Origin of the sequence: Sinorhizobium sp. FG01 (genome assembly GCF_002531875.1) — a bacterium.
GTDB lineage: Bacteria > Pseudomonadota > Alphaproteobacteria > Rhizobiales > Rhizobiaceae > Sinorhizobium > Sinorhizobium fredii_C.
Genome location: NZ_NWTB01000016.1, coordinates 1 through 22888 on the forward strand (window position 1 = coordinate 1; position 22888 = coordinate 22888).

At 60.7% G+C, this 22888-nt stretch carries 17 protein-coding genes and 3 pseudogenes; 12 read left to right on the forward strand and 8 right to left on the reverse strand.

The features are described from left to right. Positions 1 to 283: 283 nt before the first annotated feature. Positions 284 to 403: pseudogene (locus CO656_RS30545) on the forward strand (DNA polymerase IV); the annotation flags it as partial. Between the two features lie 175 nt (positions 404 to 578). Next, on the forward strand, positions 579 to 1934 hold the full coding sequence (locus CO656_RS23375; protein WP_234819564.1) for a PHB depolymerase family esterase: 1356 nt from the start codon (positions 579 to 581) through the stop codon (positions 1932 to 1934). 723 nt (positions 1935 to 2657) lie between these two features. Here CO656_RS23375 and CO656_RS23385 read toward each other — a convergent pair. The 3 genes from CO656_RS23385 to CO656_RS31430 all read right to left on the reverse strand — a co-directional run bounded on the left by CO656_RS23385 (position 2658) and on the right by CO656_RS31430 (position 5786). After that, positions 2658 to 3293 carry a DUF1326 domain-containing protein gene (locus CO656_RS23385; RefSeq protein WP_097527301.1) on the reverse strand — a complete coding sequence of 212 codons (636 nt, stop codon included), beginning with the start codon at positions 3291 to 3293 and terminating at the stop codon, positions 2658 to 2660. Between the two features lie 437 nt (positions 3294 to 3730). Next, on the reverse strand, positions 3731 to 3853 hold the full coding sequence (locus CO656_RS31305; RefSeq protein ID WP_097527302.1) for a hypothetical protein: 123 nt from the start codon (positions 3851 to 3853) through the stop codon (positions 3731 to 3733). A gap of 1765 nt (positions 3854 to 5618) precedes the next feature. Further along, positions 5619 to 5786: a hypothetical protein gene (locus CO656_RS31430; protein WP_210421641.1), complete on the reverse strand. Its 168-nt coding sequence runs from the start codon at positions 5784 to 5786 to the stop codon at positions 5619 to 5621. Positions 5787 to 6558: 772 nt separating this feature from the next. Between CO656_RS31430 and CO656_RS30945 the strand changes: the two are divergent. From CO656_RS30945 to CO656_RS23455, 9 genes and pseudogenes are all read left to right on the forward strand, one after another. Then, a pseudogene (locus tag CO656_RS30945) lies at positions 6559 to 6921 on the forward strand (DDE-type integrase/transposase/recombinase); the annotation flags it as partial. Between the two features lie 418 nt (positions 6922 to 7339). Further along, positions 7340 to 9109: an adenylate/guanylate cyclase domain-containing protein gene (locus CO656_RS23420; RefSeq protein WP_097527305.1), complete on the forward strand. Its 1770-nt coding sequence runs from the start codon at positions 7340 to 7342 to the stop codon at positions 9107 to 9109. 543 nt (positions 9110 to 9652) lie between these two features. Then, positions 9653 to 10084: a ParB N-terminal domain-containing protein gene (locus tag CO656_RS23425; RefSeq protein WP_097527387.1), complete on the forward strand. Its 432-nt coding sequence runs from the start codon at positions 9653 to 9655 to the stop codon at positions 10082 to 10084. Next, positions 10081 to 11454, forward strand: a complete 1374-nt coding sequence (locus CO656_RS23430) for a Y4yA family PLP-dependent enzyme (protein WP_097527306.1) — start codon at positions 10081 to 10083, stop codon at positions 11452 to 11454. Before CO656_RS23425 ends, CO656_RS23430 begins: the two co-directional genes overlap by 4 nt. Further along, entirely contained in the window at positions 11455 to 12465 is a 1011-nt protein-coding gene (locus CO656_RS23435; protein ID WP_037424530.1) for a cysteine synthase family protein, read from the forward strand. Then, a complete protein-coding gene (locus CO656_RS23440) occupies positions 12462 to 13601 on the forward strand; it encodes an NAD/NADP octopine/nopaline dehydrogenase family protein (RefSeq protein ID WP_097527307.1) in 1140 nt (379 codons plus the stop codon). Before CO656_RS23435 ends, CO656_RS23440 begins: the two co-directional genes overlap by 4 nt. Further along, the gene (locus CO656_RS23445; RefSeq protein ID WP_179864830.1) at positions 13601 to 15487 is read left to right on the forward strand and encodes an IucA/IucC family protein; all 1887 of its coding nucleotides are present in this window, start codon (positions 13601 to 13603) and stop codon (positions 15485 to 15487) included. The genes CO656_RS23440 and CO656_RS23445 overlap by 1 nt, the downstream gene beginning before the upstream one ends. After that, positions 15484 to 16713, forward strand: a complete 1230-nt coding sequence (locus CO656_RS23450; RefSeq protein WP_097527309.1) for an MFS transporter — start codon at positions 15484 to 15486, stop codon at positions 16711 to 16713. The genes CO656_RS23445 and CO656_RS23450 overlap by 4 nt, the downstream gene beginning before the upstream one ends. Beyond that, positions 16710 to 17876 carry an ABC transporter substrate-binding protein gene (locus CO656_RS23455; protein WP_037424525.1) on the forward strand — a complete coding sequence of 389 codons (1167 nt, stop codon included), beginning with the start codon at positions 16710 to 16712 and terminating at the stop codon, positions 17874 to 17876. The genes CO656_RS23450 and CO656_RS23455 overlap by 4 nt, the downstream gene beginning before the upstream one ends. 492 nt (positions 17877 to 18368) lie before the next feature. Here CO656_RS23455 and CO656_RS23460 read toward each other — a convergent pair whose 3' ends face one another. The 3 genes from CO656_RS23460 to CO656_RS30340 all read right to left on the reverse strand — a co-directional run bounded on the left by CO656_RS23460 (position 18369) and on the right by CO656_RS30340 (position 21484). Then, entirely contained in the window at positions 18369 to 20498 is a 2130-nt protein-coding gene (locus CO656_RS23460) for a TonB-dependent siderophore receptor (RefSeq protein ID WP_097527310.1), read from the reverse strand. A 475-nt stretch (positions 20499 to 20973) separates the two neighbouring features. Continuing rightward, complete coding sequence (locus CO656_RS23465; protein ID WP_103452582.1) at positions 20974 to 21270, reverse strand: hypothetical protein; 297 nt, start codon at positions 21268 to 21270, stop codon at positions 20974 to 20976. A 37-nt stretch (positions 21271 to 21307) separates the two neighbouring features. Further along, positions 21308 to 21484, reverse strand: coding sequence for a hypothetical protein (locus CO656_RS30340; RefSeq protein ID WP_158255695.1), 177 nt, complete (start codon positions 21482 to 21484; stop codon positions 21308 to 21310). A 686-nt stretch (positions 21485 to 22170) separates the two neighbouring features. Here CO656_RS30340 and CO656_RS30950 point away from each other — a divergent pair. Beyond that, positions 22171 to 22386 (forward strand): hypothetical protein, encoded by a 216-nt coding sequence (locus CO656_RS30950; protein ID WP_037424507.1) that lies wholly within the window; start codon positions 22171 to 22173, stop codon positions 22384 to 22386. Here CO656_RS30950 and CO656_RS23480 read toward each other — a convergent pair. Then, a pseudogene (locus CO656_RS23480) lies at positions 22353 to 22538 on the reverse strand (hypothetical protein); the annotation flags it as partial. The gene CO656_RS30950 and the pseudogene CO656_RS23480 sit on opposite strands and share 34 nt — an antisense overlap. Positions 22539 to 22551: 13 nt before the next feature. Beyond that, on the reverse strand, positions 22552 to 22848 hold the full coding sequence (locus CO656_RS23485; RefSeq protein WP_234819565.1) for a hypothetical protein: 297 nt from the start codon (positions 22846 to 22848) through the stop codon (positions 22552 to 22554). Positions 22849 to 22888: the final 40 nt, after the last annotated feature.

Sequence of the window (22888 nt, forward strand, 5' to 3'; positions counted from 1 at the left end):
CGTTGGCGAGATGCTGGATACTACCGAAGAAGAGTACAAGCTCTGGCGGTTCTTCGACACGATCGAGGAACGAGACAGTTGGATCGAATGGCTGGACGCGCCATCTAAGCCGCGGGTCATCTCGCTTGTGAAGCCGACCAATTAAGCAAGACGAAGATCATCAGCAACCAATGTAGGTAATCTCCGGACCACCTGATCGAGCCGATAGTCCTTGGCCGCCCATTCGTTCAGACCATAGGCTGGCGAGCTAGGCGGCTGACGCAATTATAAGGGTTGGAGCTTCTTGGCGACCGTCTATCCATTCAAGCGGCCGGTGCGGCTGCTCGGCGTCACGCTTTCAACACTGACGGCCACAGAAATCGGCGATGCGCAATCACAGTCCCAACTTGATCTCGGACTTTGACGGGCCATCGCCCCGAAATAAAAAAGCCTGCCGCGGGAGGAGGTGCGGCAGGCTTTCCTAAAAGAACCGAACAGCGACTTGGGAGGAGGAGTGCCGCTTTTCCAACAGACGTCCTACTGGGAGGAGGAGTGGGCCGTCTGAAATTCGAAGCGTTGCGGGAGGGAGCATCGCTTCGATGAAAATGATCATACTGCGACAAGCGCCGTCCGCCAGCGTCTATGTTGCAGTGCAGCTATGCACGCGTCGCAACAATCCGCAGAACACGTGGGCATTCCTGCCCCTGGGTTTATTGGCGGCTCCGCCGCTCCAATTTGCAGCGCCTGGAATGCCAAAGAAAAATATGCACGTGCGAATTAATCTGAGAATACCATTGTGCGGCGCAGCAATCGTCCCCACATCAACAGTTCAGGCCCGATCGGCGGCCAAGGAAACGGTATTGCTCGAGAAACCTCCCCAAAATCACCGTCTGGTCGAAATCGCCGGGTTTGGCTCCAATCCCGGATCATTGAAGGCGTGGCTGTATCTGCCTTCCATCATGGCCCCCGGCACCCCGCTTGTCGTTGCGCTGCATGGCTGCACACAGACGGCAGCGGGCTACGCAGCGGGTTCCGGCTGGTCACAGCTCGCGGAGCGGCGCGGATTTGCCGTGCTCTATCCCCAGCAACAGCGATCGAACAATGGCAATCTCTGCTTCAACTGGTTCGAGCGCGGCGACATCAGGCGGGATGCGGGAGAGGCATTGTCCATCCGGCAGATGATCGGCCATCTCGTCCAGTCGCAGGGCATCGATCCCAGTCGCATCTTTGTCACAGGCCTTTCAGCAGGCGGTGCAATGGCGAATGTTATGCTGTCGATTTATCCTGAGATATTTGCGGGCGGCGCAATCATCAGCGGGCTACCCTATGGGGTGGCCGACACGGTCGCGGAGGCGTTCGAGCGTATGCAAGGCCGCAATCCGCCAACTGTCTCCAGGCTCCAATCCATTCTCAAGAGCGCATCAAGCCACCGCGGGCCCTGGCCTACGGTTTCGATCTGGCACGGCACGCATGACCAGACGGTCCGACCCAGGAATGCCGACCAGATCGCGAAGCAATGGAGTGGTGTTCACGCCCTCCCTACCGAGGCGACTCGGAGCGAGTTGGTGCACGGCCATACCCGCAAAGTTTGGCTAGACGCGGAAGGCAGGCAGGTCGTCGAGACCTACTTTGTCAAAGGCATGGGCCACGGCGTACCTCTGGCGACAAACAGCGATGTTCCGATCGGGAGAGCCGGTCCGCATATGCTTGAGGCTGGGATTTCCTCAACCGTGCGTATCGCACGTTCATGGGGTCTTGCCACTGCGGCAGACGTCGAGGAGGCTGAGTCAGCCGGCAATCATGTCCGCGGGCAAGAAACCGATGTGGCGTCATCCCCGATAGAAAGGGCATTGCGCTTCGCTCGGTCGCGATCGAATGCCGCTGACACCGCTTCGGACGGCAAGATCGCCAAGGTCATAAACGACGCGCTCCGAGCGGCGGGTCTGATGCGGTAGCTAGGCGATTATCACCGCAAGGAGCATGATGAACTTGTTGCGAACACAATCTACCTCTATATGTCTGCCCATCGGCCTTGCTGGTGAGCGTCTGAGGATGTTCGCGTGGCCGCAAGTCGCTAGAGACTTTTGACCACGGATGTACTGGCACTGGAATCGAAGCGATGTGAGGAAGGTCGGGTTTGCCCGGCCTTTTTTGTTGCTGCCGTTCTGCTGCAAGACGGGAGATACCATTTCGGACAGTCCTGCTCGGCCGAATGGACAAGATCCGCTGCGACCCGTCAAAAGCGGACCGCGAGAGTGTTTATCCGCCCCAAGTCTCGAAAACGCCACGCAACGGTCCTGTTGCGCGCGGCTATCCTCGGATGACCGGTCTATAGTATGGAGAGTTCGGGACGCTTGCGCTTCGGAGATCACGGCCTCATGGCCGAGCTGGCGCCCCTCGGCCGAGATCGCGGCGAGGCGGATAATCCAGTCATCACCGCTCCCCGTGATGATCCGTACCCTCCCCGGCCGACGTGAACAGCTAGTCGGTATCCGTATCATTCCACCTCGAAGGCCACATTGCGGTCCTTTGGATGGGGTGGCCGACGAGCATTGCCACGCCGGCTCGATTCGCGCCGGGGGCCGAGCCGGCGTTTTTTCAAGGTCGCTCTAGCCATGGCGCATTCAAGCTCGACGAGAAGGGCGATCCGATTTCGGTGTGTTGCAGCGTGCGCTTGCTCACTCTTCAATGATGCCGTATGGCCCGTAGGCGGCGCGCCAAAGTGCGCCGTAGCGCTTCTGCCGCCCCATTGCGATTTCGCCGTTGGCATTAAACGTACCGCTTGCGATCTCCGCCTCGCGGAACTCGAAGCCTTCCGGCAGGACGATGCGCGCGCGATGGGGGGCGCCGGTCACAGGATTCCTGATCGGCTCGAGTTCGAGTTCGAGATGGCCGTCTATGCGAAAACCGCCGGTGCGTTTCTCTATGTCGCTGTGAAACTCGATCGGGGCGAAAATCGGCTCGAGCTCTTGGGAGATGGTGGAGCCATAAATATTGAAGACGGTTGTCGGCTCCTGTTCCTTGCCGCCGAGTATGGTGAACAGGGCATCGATCTGCGCCTGGTTCGCATTGGCATCGAAAAACCCGCGTAGGACGCCGCCGCCCTCATGCACGGGACCAGGCCAGCGATATACGGCAGCAACCTTCAGCCCATCCAGCCGCAGATCGCCGAACCATCCCTCTTCGATAAGCATGCATTCCAGGCCTTCGCACAGGCCCTCAGTCGGCTTGCCGTTGAATTCGCACGGGCAGCCGTAATCGCAACTGCACGATGCGATCTTGGGACCCTTAATCGCCCAATCAACATAGGCCATGGCAACCTTCCCGATTTTTCCAGTAAAGGCAGAATGTATCAGACACTGCTTCGACCGGCCAGGAACCCGTGACTGTCCAGCGGATCGCGGAAGCCTTACAAGCCGCCGGACTGTTGCCCGATGACGGTGGCACCGCCAACTCGAAGCTCCATCGCGCAACAGACGCGGTGCAGCAGTGCTTGGCCCTAAACTGGCGGCCAAAACCATAGGATCAAAGGCACGCCCAGCACGAGCACAATGAGAGCGGCAGCCCCAACCTCAAACAGTCGCCGAAGCGATAACCGCCCGGACCCAGCACCAATGCCAGGTCTCCCATTTTACTCGCCAGAAGAAGTAATGTCGGGATAACTTTCCAGGTTCACTCAGCGGCGCGGCACCCCCGAAAGTCCGTCCAGACTTTTGGAGCTTCGTAGTGCAGATGCGCGTATGTCAGACGATTACAGGATGCGTCCGAACAGGACGGAATAAACAATCACTGCAATCGCCAGAGTAAAGGCAAGCGATACGAACAGGCGCGTGAAATCGTAGGTATAGAAGCGGGCGGGAATGAGATTTTTCATTGCCATTTCCTAAGTTTCGTTTGTCGGAATACCAAAGCGCCGCGTCCGCTGCACTTCAAGACAATGAGCGACTGCAACTCGTGCTGACCCTGCCAAAGAGGTCCGCTGGAACTTGGACATCGCTCATAATGGTTGCTACGAGGTCGTCGCGGTGAGGTTGATTATCGGGATCGATGCAGGCCCGTGCTCGAACCAGGAGCCAATGGCAATCCAGATTTTTTACGGTGCTCCATAAAATAGGTAACGTAAACCGCTAATTGAGATCCTCGTTCACGAACACGTTTCGGCCGGCGGTCGCAGAAAATCTTTCGCATCCGTACGGAATAATCGCCGCGTCTGGCACATCTATATTTAAAGGACGCGAATTCTATTTTCCATAAAACCTGCTTTTGCTTCATCAGAGGCACTAAACCAAGCTCACGGCTCCGCATATTCAAAGCGCAGGCCGCCGATTGCGTTTTGCTGCAATGCGGCGGTTGTAGCGGTGCACGCTCAAGTGGCGCCTAACGGGCCGGTTTAATCTCACGCGACGAAGCGACAGAACAGGAGGGCAGCATGTTTGCCCGGACGACGCATCACGGCCGAGAACAAATACCGAATGCGGCTGGTAGCGATCAATCCTGATGAGCTTGAACGCCTGACGGCAGTCGATCGCAAGGAAGCCGCGACCTTCCCGTCACTTTTACCATAAGGCAACACCCGATGCGCCATCATCTATTCCGGATCGGGCTGTCGGCGCGACTTAAAGATCGCGTAAATATTTCCCCTCGCGGCGGAAACCTATCAGATCACCGCCAAATTCCCTGTGAGTGACAATTCGCCTCAGTTGCGCAACGAAGATAACTTGGAGCCGCTTGACGGTTGACGTCCAATAACTGATCAGCCTCCAGCTGTCGCGCAGGCGCCTGCGGGGAGGAGAGCTGCAGCTGCATATTCTCAATAACTCAACCTAGCCGTGATCCTACACCTGTGGAACAACACCAGCACGGCTGCCCTCCCAGGGCACACCGCGCGGGTGAAGTATGACACGTCGCCGGCGACAGCGGTCTGAGTGGTAGCATGGCCCGCGCCTTAGGGCATGAACCGGATTGACTTCGTCAGCATGGACGCAAAGCAATAGCGATTGGGCCAGGGCGATCTGGTCCCCGCGTACTTGCCTCAACAACCTGCCCGATTTAGCGTGCCCTGCAAATCGAGTTGCAACAGCCTAATCGCACCTTCGCGGCGGCAAAATGATTTCAACAGTGTACGACCCTCTCAGGCCGGCTACGACACAGGTCGTGCCCGTCAAGGTAGCGGAGTCGAAGGCGAAGAAGAGGATTGCACGAGGAAGACTCGGTTTCCGCGTTGAAAGTCGTTAAAGTCGGATGGCTATTCTCCAGATCAACGCTGGCCGTTACCGGATGTTTCCCATACCCCTGAAATTTTTCTGGACCGGATCCGATAAGTGGTGGAAGATGCTTGTTTCAGGTGCCCCTGATTACGAGATCGAGAATTCAATCTTCGTCCAATTACATTGGTGACAAAGCCCGCGTTTTGGCGGGCTTTGCTTTATAACCGGATCTCGGATCAGCGAAAGCTTTTTTCGATGCGGGACGCCTCTGGGACCGCTACAATTTTTCATGTATCCTTGCCTAATCAGCGGCTGGTGACACGGCGCCGCTGGCGTTAGCCTAATTTGAATGGAGGCTGCGTCGTGTATCCCCCTAATGACTTCCACTCTCCTCCGCTTTCCTCCGCTGACCTTAACTTGCTTCAAGGCATCCTAATTGCGGAACTTGATGCCAGACACATCGACAATGACAGCGAAGAGGCGAATGACCTTGCCAGAAGGCTCATAGTGCTCTTCCAATCGGGAGTCAGACGGGCTGATGTTCTTCATGAGATGATCAGGGTCGGGTGAAAAACGGCGGAAGTCCACAAGGACGTCCATGAGGGTTCTGTGCGTCACGTTCTCGTCACGATCGGCGCCTAACGCGCACCACGGATGTATTGGCAATGACTGCAGGAAGGTCGGTTCGCCGGCGTTCTTGCGTCCCCTGTCCGACACGAACTCATTTAAGGAACATTCTCTCAGTCGTGGTGTTTTTCCTCTTTAGGAACGGCGACATGAAGAAGCCCCATAGGGACGTGGCGACGCATATCCGGCAGGTGATAGCAACCGATTACAACGTCGCTTTTCTCCGATCACTTCCCGTGTTCAGAGTCAGACCCGAACTTCCAAAGAATATAAGAGTTCTCCTCAAGCGGTTGCATTATGTGGAGAACGCAGGGAAATGACCGTCCCTTATGTAGCTCGCAGCCCGCATTTGACCTGATGTGGTGGACGGCCTCCGCTCCCGGCATCGCAATGTGCCAAAGTGTGGCTGTCGAAAGTCACATGAGGAAGAGCCGTCCTATGGAGCAGGGTTAGCACAATCGGTTTGGATATCGCCAAGCATGTCTTTCAGGTGCATGGCGTAAACGCAGTGAGCGCGGTGTGAACGTTGTCGCTGTTGCCTTGGCGAACAAGATAAGCCGGATCGGCTGGGAGTTGATGGCGACGGGCAGGCGATTTGAGGCCAGCGTGGCCCAAATGAGCATTCGCGATGGATACAGAAGTCGGTGAGATGCTGATGGTGACGAACGGTCGAGGGATCGGACAAACCCGCTCAGTGGGTGCCGCTTAGAAGCGCGTTGACCTGTTTGGGATCCGATCTGCGGACCGGCGCTTCGGTTATCGGCGGCTGATTTTCCTACTCAAGCGGGAGGGAGAGCCGTCCGGGGTCAACCGCATCTATCGGCTGTATCGGCTGTATCGTGAGGAAGGGCCTTCTGTTCGCAAGCGTTCGCCTGCGGCAGACGCTTTCGCGTGCTCAACATCCTCGATGACGTGATGCGCGAATGTCTGGCAGCAATCCCCGACACTTCGATCTCGGGGCGTCGCGTCGCGCGGGAACTGATGGTGCACGGCGCGCGGCAAGCCTGGCATGATCGTCTCTGACCATGGCACGGAGTTCACCTCGGACGCGATCCTCGCCTGGTCGAAGGAGCACAAGATAGAGTGGCACTACATCGTGCCGGGAAAAGCCGATGCAGAACGGCTTGTCGAATCCTGCAACGTGCTCGTTCCGACGAGCAAGACGACCGACAAGTCTTCCACCCTAGTGAAACCTACACGAACGAGCAGAATCGACCCCTTGCGGAACTTCGTTCGCTCTCGGCCGAAATCACGCCCATGGCCACGAGCTGCCTTTCGGCGTCACAGGGAGGAATGTCCGACGGTTGCCACGGCAGCCATTGCCCAGGAACGACTTCGGCCGTGTTCAATGCCACGGGCACAGGACAACCGCTCCTCCCGATCGGTTCTCGACATTGTGAGCATTCACGATTTCTGCGTACATATGCCGAGCATTGATCTCACCCAAAGTCGCTCTGAACCGAACGCCGAAAATCTCCTCTTCCCGGTGCCTTCCTGTTATTATGGAGACGAGGAGATGGTCCCCTGTGAGCGAGAACCGCAAGCTAGCCGCGATCCTGGCCGCGGACGTGGTCGGCTACAGCCGCCTCGCTGGCGCGGATGAAGACCGTACTTTGGCTAGGTTGCGGGCGCTGCGCAGCGATTTAATTGATCCGACCGTCGCCGTTCACAACGGGCGCGTGATCAAGCGCACAGGAGATGGGGCGCTGGTCGAGTTCCGCAGTGTAGTGGACGCCGTGCGCTGCGCCATCGAGGTGCAGAACGGCATGTTCGAGCGTAATGCCGGCGTGCCACAGGACCGCCGCATCGAGTTTCGGATCGGTATTCATCTTGGCGACGTAGTGGAGGAAAGCGACGGCGACCTGATGGGCGACGGCGTCAACATCGCTTCGCGCCTTGAGGGCGTCGCTGCTCCAGGGGGCATCTGCCTGTCCGAGGATGCCTATCGCCAGGTCAAGACCAGACTCGACCTTTCGGTCAGCGATCTCGGCAACACCCAGCTCAAGAACATCGTAGAGCCGATCCGGGTCTATTCGCTCCGAGTCGGAACCGCGGCTCACGCGAAGACAGTGGCTCCCGAACTCATGGCGGCTTTACCTCCGACAGCGCCCCCGCCGAAGTTCTCGATCGCCGTGTTGCCCTTCGCCAACATGAGTGGTGAGGCCGAGCAGGAGTATTTCGCCGACGGTATCTCCGAAGATATCATCACGGCTCTCTCAAAGCTGTCGCAACTGTTCGTGATCGCTCGCAATTCGTCCTTCACCTTCAAGGGAAGAAGCGTGAACGTTCAGGAGGTGGGCCGGAATCTCAACGTGCGCTACGTGCTGGAAGGCAGCGTCCGGAAATCCGGCAATAAGGTACGGATCACCGCACAGCTTATCGACGCAACCACGGGCGGACATCTGTGGGCGGATCGTTTTGATCGCGACCTGACAGACATCTTCGCCGTTCAGGACGACGTGACGCAGCAAATTGTCGGCGCGCTCGCGCTCAACCTGACGGAGGGCGACCAGCAGCGGCTCGTGACCGAGCACACCGACAACCTGGAAGCGTACGACTGTTTCCTGCGTGGCCGAGAGCAGCTGTGGCGGTTCACGAGAGAGCAAAACACCCAGAGTCGGGAACTGTTGCAGCGCGCCATCGAACTGGACCCGAAATTCGCTCCCGCCTACGCATTCCTCGCCTTCGCAAACATGCTGGATTACGGAAACCAGTGGGGTCCGTCGTCATCGACATCAATGCAACAAGCGGAAGTGTTTGCAACACGGGCAGTGGCGCTCGACGATCGATATCCTTACGCGCATTGGGCGCTGGGCATCGTCGAATTGTATTCGCGACGGCACGACGTCGCCATCGGCGCGGCCAAACGCTTGATCGCCCTCGCTCCAAATCTTGCCGAGGGGTACGAAAATCTCGGCTACGCACTGCATTATTCCGGCAGATCTGCGGAGGCACTCGGGTGTTTCGAGCAGGCAATAGCCTTGAACCCATACTATCCCGACGTATACCTCCATTTCCAGGCACAAGCGATGTTCCAGTTGCACAGGTACAAAGAGGCAATTGACATCCTGAAGCGGCGACTTGTCCGTAACCCTGGCACCGACGTCTCGCGCGTGCTCCTGGCGGCGAGCTGCGGCCATCTCGGCCGCTTCGAAGAAGCCCGCCACGAGTGGCAGGAAGTGTTCCGCGTTAACCCTGACTATTCTCTGGAACATCGCCGCAAGGTATTGCCCTACAAAAATCCCGCCGACTTCGAGTTAGTCGTGGACGGGCTTCGCAAGGCCGGCCTGGTGTGATTAGGTGTAATTGCATGCTAGGCGAATTTCCGGTCCTGCACCTTCCGCAGCCATTCGTTCAACGCTGGGCTATGACCCGTGCTGCCCACTCCTTGCTCGTTCCCCGAACAGCGGCAGTCCACCCATCACGAGCGATCGGCTGCTGGCAGATGCGGCCGCCGCTTCGGTGGGAGTTTCTATCCCTCGCCATGAGGGGAATCGAACCGCAGAGCCGTAAACTCACTCGATCGGAATGCCGGTGAAATCGCGCTCGTCCTATCACGTGCTGCCTCACAGACGCCACCTGAGTTCAACAAATGTTTTGCGACACCGGCAAAAATTTTCGCATCACACCCTTCCCATGGCTTGTTTCCAATTTGGCAGAAATGCAGTCGCGACTCGAAGAAACAGTAACGTTGTTGCGCCCCTACAGGCCACTTCAAGCAATCGGTCATTGAAGGCGCTATTGACGACACAATCGTGGCTGGCTATAGCGACGAGCTATATCTTGAGTCATTGACTCAAGATTATGCGATGCAAAAAAGCGAGCGCGAGGCCGGACGAATGAAATATTGCCTTCTCTCCCCAGCACGATTGATTCCAACAGAGGAGGTGAGTCTCGACAGGGTCGATATACTGCAGGCCAGAATCCTGCAGGCGGGCTCATGGACCGCGCCGATAACAGCCGAGAAAAATGCCTTGTTCGTGATGGACGGCCATCATCGGTTGACGGTTGCGCATCGCCTCAGGCTCACCACTGTTCCTGTGGTCCTTCTCGACTACGATTCAGTTCGGGTGGAGAGTTGGCGCGCCGGTGAAACGATCACTCCCGCGGAAATCTTCGCGATGGCCCGCAGCGGCCGCAAGTTTCCCTATAAAACGACCCGGCACATTTTCGCCGAGGGATTGCCCAGGTGCGATGTGCCGCTGCAGCTTTTGTTCAGGCCCACTTCGTCCGAAATGGTGCCGGCCCGTGCCGCGGGGGCGCTGTCATGACGCTGCATGGCCACGAAACCGCATTTGGCCTTCCACCGATTTTGCGATCGGCAGCTGCGGACCTTCTCACTCGTCACGGCGCTCTTCTTCTCGAGTGGGTTCACCGTTACGGCTCGCCGCTGAACCTGATCTGGCCGGACGCGTTGCAGGAGAATCTTGCCGCCCTCGATGGCGTGCTGACGGCGCGCCGTGTTGAGCATGCGATCTATTACGGTGCGAAGGTCAACAAATCGCCCGGGCTCATGCGGGCAGCGCTTAGAGCCCGCGCGGGGCTCGACGTCTCCAGCCTTTACGAACTGCGCGATGCGCGCCGGCTGGGGGCCGATGGTGCAAGGGTGGTCGCGACCGGGCCGGCGAAGACGCAAGCGTTTCATCAGGACCTGCTCGATTGCAGGGCATTGATCTCGGTCGATTCTCCGGAAGAACTGGAGGACCTGATCGCATTGCTGCCGGCAGATGCCGGACCGCAGCCGATCCTGTTGCGCCTGCAGCCGCGGGATCAGAAAAAGAGCCGCTTCGGCATGCCGGCCGAGGCCGTCATTCATTGCCTCACTCGACTTACGGGCGAGAGCAGGTTGCGCTTCGACGGGCTGCATTTCCATCTCAGCGGCTATCGCTGGGAGACCCGTCTCACGGCGTTGGAAGAAGCGACCGGGCTCATCGCCAAAGCGAGGCAAATGGGATTCTCCCCGCGCATGATCGATATCGGCGGCGGCCTGCCCATCCAATATGTCGATGAGGCCAAATACCAGGCGCATCTCGCGGCCCAGACTCCCGAGGACTACCGCACCGGGACCGTGCCTAGCTCCTTCTATCCCTATGGCGGCGCTCTTTCGGCGGCCGACTGGTTGCGCGAGCTGTTGCAGGCAAAAATGAGCAAGAGTCCGAGCGTCGCCGGCTATCTCAAGCACGAGGGGCTGACCTTGGCGATGGAGCCCGGGCGCGCCCTGGCGGATCAGGCGGCCATCAGCGTCTTCCGGATCTTGCGGGTGAAGGCGCTGGGTCCGGATACGCATGTCATCTTCCTCGAGGGCAGCAGCTTCAGCGCCTGCGAAACCTGGTTCGCCTCCGAGTTCCTGATCGATCCCATTCTCGTGACTGCCACCAGGGCGGCCGTTCAATCGGCGCCGGTCCGCGCCTATCTGGCCGGCCATAGCTGCCTTGACGAGGACGTCATCAGCAACAGGTGGCTGACCTTCCCGACCGCGCCAAAGGCAGGCGACCTGCTCGTCTACGCCAACACCGCCGGCTATCAGATGGATCTCCTCGAAAACGAGTTCCATCGCCATCCCATGCCCGCCCGCTTCTGCGTCACCGAAGACGCGGAAGGGCGGCCCAATCTCGTACCCGACACAATTGGAGAGGTTTAGATGCTGCACACGACCGTAACGCAATTGATCGGCCAGACGCCGCTGATGTCGATCGACGTACCGGAGCGCAACGCCACTTTGGTGCTGAAGATCGAGAAGAACAATCCAGGCGGTTCAATGAAGGACCGCATGGCGCGCAGCATGGTGGTTGCGGCGCTTCAGGACGGACGCCTCGCCCCCGGGGGCACGATCGTCGAATCCTCTTCCGGAAACACTGGTACCGGTCTGGCACTGGCGGCGCTGGAATTCGGGCTGCGTTTCATCGCCGTGGTGGACCACCATGCGGCGCCCGACAAGATCCGCATGATGCGGGCGCTCGGCGCCGAGATCCGCTATGTCGAAGGCGACTTCCGCGAGGACGAGGTCGCCGTCGTCGAGCGCCAGCGGCTGGCCGCGCAACTCGGCGCGCAGCTTCCCGGCGCGTTGTTCATGAACCAGTCCGACAACCCGGCAAATCCTGATGGCTATGCCGGCCTCGTCGATGAGTTGCTGGAGCAGCTCCCGGACGGGATCGACGCCTTTGTCGGCTGCGTCGGAACCGGCGGCTCCATGACCGGCATTTCGCAGCGCCTCAAGCGCCACAATCCGGCCGTGCGCACGGTCGCGGTCGAGCCGGCCGGGTCGATCGTCTTCGGCAAGCCGGGACATCCCTACTTCCAATCGGGCACCGGCACCCCCGCAGGCGACGAGGTCGGCAAGGTGCTCGACTATTCGTGCATCGACGAGGGCGTCCAGGTGACCGACACGCAAGCCTTCGAGACGGCGCGTTACATCGCCCGGCGCAAGGGGCTGCTCGTCGGCGGCTCGACCGGCGGCGCCATCTACAAGGCGCTTGAATTCATTGTAGCAGGCAAGCTGACCGGCACGGTCGTGACCACGGTGGCGGATGGCGGCGAGAAATATCTCGGCACGATTTTCGACGACGAGTGGATGGCCAAGCGCCGCCTGCTCGACCCTGCCATCGCAGACCAGTTGGACGGCTGGCTCGCTGGAAGGGCGCGTGCCGCATGAAGGTGACGATTTGCGGTGCGGGCCGCACTGGACATTTGAATGCCGTCCTCTTCAAGCAGCGCCCCGGCATCGAGGTTTCCGTGCTGACGAATTCGTCGGAAGTCGCGGAAACCTGGGCAGGCGGTGACGGGCCGTGGCATGCGCAAACGCCGGACGATCAGATCCTGACCGGCCGGCCGGACCATGTCGGCACCGATCCCCGCACGGCGCTCGAAGGTGCCGACATGGTGATGATAACCCAGCCGGCGCAGGCGCGGCCGGCACTCCTATCGCAGATTGCGCCGCACCTGCCGCGCGACAGAAACGTCTATGCCGGGGCGATCCCCGGTTTCTGCGGCTTCGACTGGCTTGCGGCACGGGCATTTGAGGGACGCGACAATGTCGTCATCTGGGGCATGAAGGACGTGCCGCACACGGCCTTCGATCTCCTCCCCGGGCAACGGGTACGCATGGGCGGCGGCAAGGCCGAGCTCTTTGCCGCACTGCATCGCCGCGAAAGCGCGGAAAGCGCCGCGGCGCTCGGGGCGATGCTCAATCGCCTCTATGACGCGCCCGTCACCATGCTCGAGGATTATCTCGAGATCACCCTGACCCCCGGCAACCCCTTGATGCATCCGGCGGTGCTCTACGCCCTTATCGGGCCCGGGGCTCCGTTCGAGGACAGGCCCTTCGACGAGCCGATCTGCTGGTGGAGCGACTGCCCCCTCGCGGGTGCCGAGCTGCTCGAGGCACTGGACGCGGAAAACCAGGCGATCCGGCGGGCGAGCGAGGCACGCCTCGGCATCGACCTCAGCTCGGTGAAGCCGCTTCGACAGGAGCTGATCGAGGCCTATGGCGAGCAGATCGAGGACGACAGCACCATGTACTCGCTCCTGCGCACCAACCGCGCCTATGCGGGAATCCACGCGCCGCTCGTCCCCAATCCTGATGGCCCGGGTCTCGTCATCGATCGCGAAAGCCGCGCCTTTCACGAGGACATTGCCTTCGGGCAGGCGCTGCTCGTGTCGATGGCGGCACGGCTCGGCGTTGCCGCGCCGACGATCGCCAAGACCTACAACTGGGCGCGCGATTACCACGGCCAATTGGCCGCGGGCGCGCCGGACTATGTTCCGACAGATTGGCCGGAGGCTCAATGATGGACGAGAGAACTTTTTTCGCGGCAGATGCCGTTGCGAGTGACGGACGCGCGCTTTTGTCGAAGGCATCGCGAAACGCGATCAATCGGCTGGTGCGCTGCCTCTTCGCCGAACGCCTGCTCGATCCCGACGCGCTGATGTGGGCGCGCGACGGCCGCCAGGCCTGGTTTCCCCTCTGGGCCTCACGGCGCGTGCTGCATTTCACCGACCTGCACCTGGCACCGGCCGGAACGCTGCAGAACCGCGGAAAGGTCGAGGTGCTGGACGGTATCGGTGGTCGCCGGAAAATTGACGATCCATCGGCCCTGATGAGGGAGGTCGAACCCTCCCTCGCAATTACGCCTGCTCCAGATGGACTCGAGCATCTGATGTGCGACGTCGACAACAGCATGCAGAACGACATTCTCGCCCGCCGCACCCGCGAAAGCTGGAGTGCGACGTTACGCCGGCAGATCGCCGAAGCCGGCGCGCCCGGCTTCCTCGCCTATCTCCAGGAAAGCCTGCCGACGCATCTGGCGGCGATTACCCTTGACCAATGGGGCGCGCTTGAGGGCCATCCCTTCTACCCGACCTGGAAGGCAAAGCCGGGCCTGGCGCCGGAGGACGTTGCGGCGTTATCGCCCGAATTCGGCGCGCGGGTGCCCCTCGTAATCGCGGCGCTCCGAAACGACTGGGCCTATGTCGAGAAGATGCCGCATGTCGGCAGCTATTCGGAATGGTTTGCAGGGAACTTCCCGGACCTCTGGCGCGATTGGGCGGAGGACCTGAGGGCGCGCGGCAAATCGCCCGAGGACTGGATTCCCCTCCCCGTCCATGGCTGGCATCTCGAGAATTTCGTGCGCCGCGAATTCGCGGCCGAGATCGAGCACGGCGTGCTCGATCCGGACGGCCCCGAGGTCGTCACGCTGCCGTCGATGTCGTTCCGCACGATGCTGCCGGAGACCGCGGCGCCGAGACCCTTTGTCAAACTGCCGGTGGCGATTTGGATGACGAGCGAACAGCGCACGCTGCAGGGGAAATCGATCCATATGGGGCCGCGCCTCAGCACGTTGATTTCCGACATCCTGTCGAAAGAGGATGATCTGGGGCGCGAGTTGGAGATCTTCACCGAGGAGCTGGGCGCGATCCTGCACCATCCCGAGACCGGCGACGAGCATCCCGGCCGCTTCCTTTCGGTGGTCTACCGCAACACCGATCCCTTGACCCGCGAAGACGGCATGCTGCCGGTGACCGTCGCAGCCCTGCTGACGGCAAGTCCGCTCGACGGCCGGCCGCTCATTTGCGAGCTCATTGCCAGGAACGGCAGCGCGAGCGAGGCGGCCGTCGCGGCGTTCTTCCGCGCCTATGCGCGCACGGTCGTCCGCCCGACACTCGCGATGTATCTTCTCTACGGCATTGCCTTCGAGGCACATCAGCAGAACAGCACGATCATTTTCGACGATCGCGGCATGCCGCGGAAGCTGTTGATCCGCGACTTCGGCGACGGCCGCAGTTTCGCGCCGCTCTTCAGGGAGCGCGGTTACGATCTGAAGCCGTTCAGCCGCAAGGGCATTTTGCCGACCACGTTCGACGACGACATCAGTCTCGTCAGATCCTTCGTCATCGACGCGTGCTTCGTCTGCCATCTTCACGAGATCGCCCTTTGCCTCACTGAGCAGTATTCGCTTGTCGGCTACACCCTGTGGCGCATCCTACGGGAAGAGACGGAAGCGGCGTTCGAGGCGCTGAAGCCCCGCATGCTGTCGGATGCGTTCTGGATCGAGGAGCGCGACGCTTTCCTCGAACGGCCCTGGCCGACGCGCTCGGTGCTCCGGATGCATCTGGAGCGCTATCGCGATTACCGGGTCGAACATCACTTGCCCAATCCGCTGGTGAGCGCGAAATGACCGGGACAGTCGCCGTCCTGCGCGGCTTCGGACCGGTCTTCGCGCTTCTCTTTGGCCTGCAGTTCATTTCCATGGGCGCCATGGAAATGAGCGGTCCCTTCTGGCCGATCCAGATCAGGGCGTTGAGCCCGTCCGAGAGTGTGTTCGCGCTTGCCGGGATCGGCGTCTATGTCTGCCCCATGCTCGGCGTTTCGCTGACGAGCGCCTTTTGGGGACGTATGGGCGATCGCTACGGCAATCGGTTGATGATGGTGCGGGCCCTTGCGGGCCTGGCGATCACGCAACTGCTTGTCGCCTTTGCCCAGGACGTCTGGACCATTCTGGCGCTGCGCTTTCTGCAAGGGGCCTGCGCCGGGTATATCGCCCCGGCTCAGGCCTATGGCGTGCAGGTGACCGGCGGACGCGATCGCGCTGGCCTCTTCGCCTGGCTCCAGGTGGCAACCAATGTCGGCTCCCTCGGCGGCGCCTTCCTCGGCGGCCTCATCCTCGATGCCTTGCCTTTCGCCGCCGTCAATCTCACCGCCGGCGTGATCTGCGCGCTCTGCGCCGCTGTCGCCTGGGCAAGCCTGCCGGTTCCGCCACAAGGAGCAGGCGGCACGGGCCCGGCCAGGGCGACGAAGGTTTTTCCCGCACCAGCGACCGGCATATCGGTCACCGGGCTTCTCGTGCTCATGGGACTGCTGCTCGCGAGCCGGATGGTCCTGCAGGTGCCGTTCGCTCTCTACATGTCGGAGGTCTATGGCGCCCAGCATTGGATCACGGGGTTGAGCTACGGGCTACTTGCATTTGGCTTTGTGGTCGGCGCCCCGGTGTGGGCGCGGATGTTCGAAGGACGAGCGCCGACCTTAGTACTCGGGTGGAGCGTGCTGATCGCCGCCGGCTGCCTCGTGGTCACCGGCCTTGCCGGATCGACCCGCGATATGGGCCTTTTCGCTGCGCTCTATCTTGCCTGGGGCGCGCTTCTGGGGGGAACGACGCCAGTTCTTCTGTCACTCGTTTCGACTGCGACGCGCAGTGAGCGGCAGGGATCGGTCCTCGGGCTCGCGCAAACCTGCCAGCAGGGTGCTTCAGTTGTTGGGATCATCACCGGCGTCGTCGCAACCCAGCGCTTTGGGCTTGAAGTGGCATTCCCGCTCGTTGCAAGCCTTTACGGCCTGTCTTTCTTGATGGCGCTCGCCCTGTGGCTCAAATCGCGCCGGCTCTTCAGTAAAGGAGAAATATCGTGAGGAGAATTTATTCGGCGCTCCAAGCCGTGATCGCCGTTCTGGCCCTGTGGGTTCCGGCCGCGGCCCTTGCCCAGAAGCCGGCCGCGGCGGACAGGCAAACGCCGATCACCGTCACCGACATTACCGGCCGCGAGGTGACGGTAAATGAACCGGTCAAGCGCATCCTCCTTGGCGAGGGGCGACAGCTCTATCTGATCGCCTCGCTCGAGCCACAAGATCCGCTCGCCCGCATCGTCGCCTGGCGCAACGACCTGATCGAGGCCGATCCGGCGACCTACGCACAATATCTAGAGGCCTTTCCCAAGCTCGCCAAGCTGCCGGCCTTCCGCGGGCAGGAGAATGGGCTGCTCGACATCGAGTCGACCATTGTCCAAAAGCCTGACGTCGTCCTTCTCAATCTCGAAGCCATGCGCGCCAACGAGGACGCGAAATATATCGAGAAGCTGGCAGAGCTGAATATCCCGGTCCTTTATATCGACTTCCGCCACTTTCCGCTCAAGAACACGGAACCGACCATCCGGCTCCTCGGAAAAATCATGGGGCGCGAGGCTCGTGCGGAGGAGATTATCGAATTTCGCCACCAGGCCATGGCGCGCGTCACCGACGTCATCGACCGGGTGAAACCGCGACGTCCGAAGGTCTTTATCGAGCGGATCGGCGGTTATGCCGACGATTGCTGCCTTTCCTTCGGCGCGGAAAACTTCGGCAAGTATGTCGAGCTTGCCGGCGGCCACAATATCGGCAGCGACATTCTCCCCACCACCTTTGGTCAGCTCAACCCGGAGCAGGTGATCGTCGCCAACCCCGAGCATGTGGTCGTCACCAGCGCCGACTGGCAGGCCTATGTGCCCGGCGGCCACTGGATCCCACTTGGCCCCGGCGCCGATCCACAGGAGACGCACAGGAAGCTTGAGTGGTTCACGACCCGCGATGCCTATACCGGGATCGCCGCGCAGAAAACGCGCAACTTCCACGGCATCTGGCACCAGTTCTATAACAGCCCCTATGAGTTCATTGCTGTCCAGCAGTTCGCGAAGTGGTTCCATCCCGACCTCTTTACCGATCTCGATCCGGACGCGACATTTGCGGAATATCACCGCCGCTTCCTGCCCATCTCTTACAAGCCGGGCTATACCGTAAGCCTGGTGGGCAGCGCGGATTGAACGATCCGGTGGAGCGGTTGTCCTGATGGCGACGCCCCGACCGACTCGGGGCCATTTCCGTTCGGTTGTTACAATTGCGGATTTGATCGGAGGGCGACGCTCTTCCGGAAAGCGCGTGATACCCTCTCGGCGCTGCCGGGCATCTCCCCCTTGTGGGCCCAGGAGGGGGAGATCGGCTAGTCTTAATCTAGAGACAGGGCATTGCCCGACTGCAAGGACTTAAGTGCTGAAATCACTATCGGTTTAGTCCAGCCGGAAGCCGGTAGCGGTGCATTCCGGTTTGGCGGTCTACTCGCTTGTGGGGAGATGCCAGGCAGGACGGACAGGGGGCCGCGAGCGCCCCGCGGATACGCGATACCCACGCGCCGCCCACCAGACCGAGTTTCCTCCAAGATCAAAATGCTCCGGTGTTCCCACCGGAGCATTTGCTTTTACGCATCCAAAATGTGTGCAGGCTCGACACTCCATCGACGGAGGCTCGCCGCCGCCACATCAGAAATCGGTCGTCATCGACACCTTCACGGTCAGCGGCGTACCTTGCGATATCGTCCCGAAGCTTGCAACGCCGGACCAGTAGTCGAGGTCGAAGACGTTCTCGACGTCGGCACGGAAGGTGACCGGCCTCTCGTTGATCTCGGTCAGGTAGCGCGCGCCGAGGTCAAGCCGCGTCCAGGAGGGGATTTCCATGCTGTTTGCCCTGTCGGCAAACTGCTCGTCCGTGTGGATGACATTGCCGGCGAGCGTCAGGCCGGGCAAGAGGGGCGTATCCCACTCCGCGCCCAGGTTGACCTGCAGCGAAGGAACGCCGATCGGGGTATTGCCTCGCTCGGTGTCGACACTCGTTTTTGTGATCTCGCCATGAATGAAGGTCACGCCACCGAGCACTCGGATCTCGGGGGTCACCTCGCCGAACACGTTCAACTCCACGCCGCGGTTGCGCTGCTCGCCGCCTTCGACGAAGACGTTGTCGCGTACGACGCCGAAGGGCTTCTCGATCTGGAAAGCGCTGACGGTCACCGCAACCCGGCCAAGGTCGACTTTGGTGCCGATTTCGTACTGCCTGGATCGGTAGGGTGCAAGGGTTTCGCCTACGTTGCTGGACCCAGTTGGCGCGGTGTCGCCGACGCTCAGGCCCTCGACGTAATTGGCGTAAAACGCGACATTCTCCCACGGCTTAACGACAATGCCCGCGAGCGGCGTCAATGCACTCTCATCGGAAGACGAGGAAACCACACCGGTCGTGGTGTTGTAATTTTCAGTGTCGATGTGCTGCCAGCGTCCACCTACGGTTAATTGCAAGCGCTCGTCGAGCATCGACATCGTGTCGGAAAGCGCGAAACCGTAGAAGACGTTTTCCGAGAGCCTTGGCACATGTGTCGGTTGCGGCACATCCTGCTCGGGCCGCGGAAGGGGATCGAAGAGATTGGTGGGCTGAAACGTTCCCGAGTTGGAGCCGCGAGCAAGGCGCTGCTGAAGACCGCTGACCTGAAATGTGACCGAGTGGTTGATAGCGGTCGTCTCGAACTCGCCGCGTACGCCCGTTTCGGCAGTCAGCCGGTCGACATCGAAAATGAAATTTTCCGGCATGACTCTGACGTCACCGGCGGCGCTGGTAATTCTTGGCGTGCCGAAGAGCCGCTCGACGCGCGAATTTCCACCGCCGACGGCTGCGAACACGGTGACGGCGTCGCTCACGTCATATTCGACGCGGCCCAGCCAGGATAGATCGTCCGTCTTCGCCCATTCCCACGGTTCCTGGACGTTAGACCTGCCGTCCGGCGCGTCCGGGACTTCAAAGCTGCCTTCGAGGATGAATGGCCGCAGCGGAGCGTCGACATCCTGCCGCTGCCCCATGATGTCCAGCGTCGCCCTGAGGTTTTCGCCTTCGTAATCGAGTGCGAGGGCGCCGACCGCGACGTCAAGAGACTGGTTGTCGATCGCTGTGTCGCCGCCATGATAGCTGCCGTTGAAGCGAACGCCGAACTCCCGCTGGTCGCCGAACCGGCGGCTGACGTCCAAATGGCCGCCGCCGTACACATCGGAAGCATAGTCGGTCGTCACTCGGGTCAGGTCGACATCGGACGCGCGCTTTGGCACGATGTTGATGGTGCCGCCGACGCTGCTGTTCGGCGAGACTCCATAGAGGAGTGCCGTCGGTCCCTTCAGGACCTCGACCCGTTCGATATAATCCGTAAACAGGCGGTAGGTCGGGGCAACGCCGTACACGCCATCGAAGGCGACTTCGCCGAAGTTCCCCTCGTTTAGTGGGAAGCCCCTGATATAGAAGGAATCCAACATGCCGCCCGATGCGTGCGTGCTTCTCACCGAGGAGTCGTTGGCCAGGACATCGGCCACCGTCTTCGCGCGCTGGTTTTCAATCGTCCCCGCCGTGTAGCTGGTGATGTTGAACGGCGTGTCCATGAAATCCCGGTTGCCAAGCAATCCGACGCGGCCGCCGCGTGCGACCTGCTCCCCAGCATAGTCTTCTGGCAAAGTGCCGATCGTTGAGGTCGTGGCCCCCGCCTTCACTTCGAGGCGCTCCAGCGCCGTCGCATCTTGCGCCAAGGCGGCGCGACTCACTGTCGCCAGCAAAACGGTCAGCAGTCCAACACGCAATTCCATTCAAAGCCCCCTGTAACACATTGACCAAAAACATTTGGGTCGCCCCGGAAGGAGCTGGATGCCGTTGGTTCGAGGGGGTGCTAATTAACATGACTATATTTGTCAAGATATATGCCAGAAGCGGGATGAAAAACCGTCCAAAGCTGAATTTCTTGCTCAGACGCCGCTTGGTATGACGTTCCCGTTGATCCACTATGCGACCTTCAACGACGAGGCTGTTGCTCAGGCTGTATTAAGCACGTCCTCCGAAGGCGAGCGCATTGGTCGGCGCCCAGCGTATGCGCCTCGAGCGACGCTCGGTTCTCGAGAGTAGGTGACCGACGATGTTCACAGCGAAGGCGTCCCGAGCCCGCCCTGAACGATCGTGAGGTTGATCGGAGAGACCTGCAGATCCCGCGCGTCGCCTTGCACGAAGCGGCCGTCGCGGGCAAGAATAGCGCGCGCCAGCAGCCGGACAAACCGCTCGGGCTCGAAATTACATAGGCGTCAGGAACCAGAGGCCGCCCTGATAGTTCGGCGGCAGCTTCGGCTCGAGTTCCCGGACCCCATCTGCCGTCGCCCGGTCCACGCGGGTGACGCTTCCTCCACCTCCCGCGCCCGGTTCGCTCCGGCCTCGTGCGTGCCCGATCAGCGCCCGCGGCCGGTCGGCGAGCGTCGAGACGACGATGCGAGGCGCCCTCGCCAGTTCGTCACGCGACGAGGCGCAGGCGAAGTTGGTGCGGACCGCGTGCTCGACCGGCTGCCGGTCGCAGGCGAAGGCGCTCGCCGGCATGACGGCGGCGCCTTGGGCGCTCAAGGTCGCGGTGAAATCATCCGAGCCCCCAGGGTGCCGGCAGCCGCAGCCAGATGAACATGCAGCGCGGATCGGAGGCGAAACTGTGGCCGCTAAGCAGGGCCGCCGCGAGCGCATTGCGAGCGCGAAGCTCCGTGAGTTGCGCCTTCAGGATCGAGTTGGCCGTGCCATCCTCCAGAAAAGCGGATCGCAACCAACAGCGGCACCTGTGCCGGCATCCAAGAGGCGCTGCGGATCGCCTCGGCCGTCACCAGCGCCAGGCCGAGCGGGCATGTGAGCGATCGACGGTGAATGGCTCCCGGCTCTCACCTGAAATATACGACGCCCTGCTTACCACCATCCCCACTTTGACGATCGTGGCGACCCATCCTTGTTTGGCGCAGGTTTGGCGCGAGAGCGAGCGGTATCGCCTTATAATGCGCCAGGCCACCTCGTCCTTAGGGATCACGCCAAGCAAGCGCGATCGTCAGCATCAGTTGCTGGCTCCTCTACTTTCGGCTTTTCCCACCGACGCACTTTGGACACGTAGTATAAACACTGAGCATCAAATTTGTTCAAAAGTAATACTTGAAAATTGACTCGACCAGAAAGTGGTTCTCTGGTTCTATCTTGGCGGTACTGTTTCCGAGTAGCAGGGGCGTAGCAATGGCTTACGACTGGGATGGAAAGCGCACACGTCGGCTCCAAATGCTCAGGCTCATGGGAGCTCTAGCTATCCCGGCCGTGCTATTCGGCTCCGCCATTGCGGCACTGGAGTGGACCGATACGAATGGCCCGGCCGTAACGACGGCTCTCATTCGATAAATTTTCAGCACAGCCTTTCGAAACAGGAAACGCACAAGGCTCTTCCGTCGCACGGCGGAGGAAAGGGGGGAAACGATGAATTCAGCGCAAACCTTGAGCTTCGATCCAATTGGGCCTGACGAATTCGAGAAGATCGGAAGGGCCTTCAAGGACGAGCTGCAAAGGCGCGCTTTGTCACGCAAGTCTGACGAAGCTGAAGCGCTCGCCGCAAAGCTCATCAACGCCTCGCCGATCACGAATCCAGAGCGTCGAGAACGTGATAAGCGCGCATCGTCGCGACTTTCCGCATGAGCGATAATCGCGCCGCCGACGGCGGGCTGGAGCGAGCCGACGCAGAGGAACACGCCATCGGTGAGGCCTTGCGCGATCCAGTCGTTATGCACCGCCATGAATTCCAGTGCGGCGCTGCGGTTATCTTCAAATCTCAGGAAAGTGACAAACATCGGTGCTCCTTGATCATTTAGGTTGCGCGAGGTCCGGCAGGGAGGCCAGCCAGCGTTCGATCCCGGCCACCTCGTTGCGGATGAATGCCTCGTCCTTGAAGGCTGCCGTCATCACCGCCAACCCCCTGCGACCAGGCCAGAAGATGCAGCGCCAGCATCTCCGCCCGCTCAACGGCACCAAGCTCGCGGATCTGCCGGCGAGCCAGTCGCGGAACAGGCAGAAGATTTCGGCCGCGCGGACCTTCGCCTTCGGCCTGCCTTTCCTCTCGATCGTGCCCGCGAAGAGCTTGCTCGGTTCAACTTCCGTCATTCCGCCCACAGCAGCGACGGGCATAGGCGGCGAGGCGAGC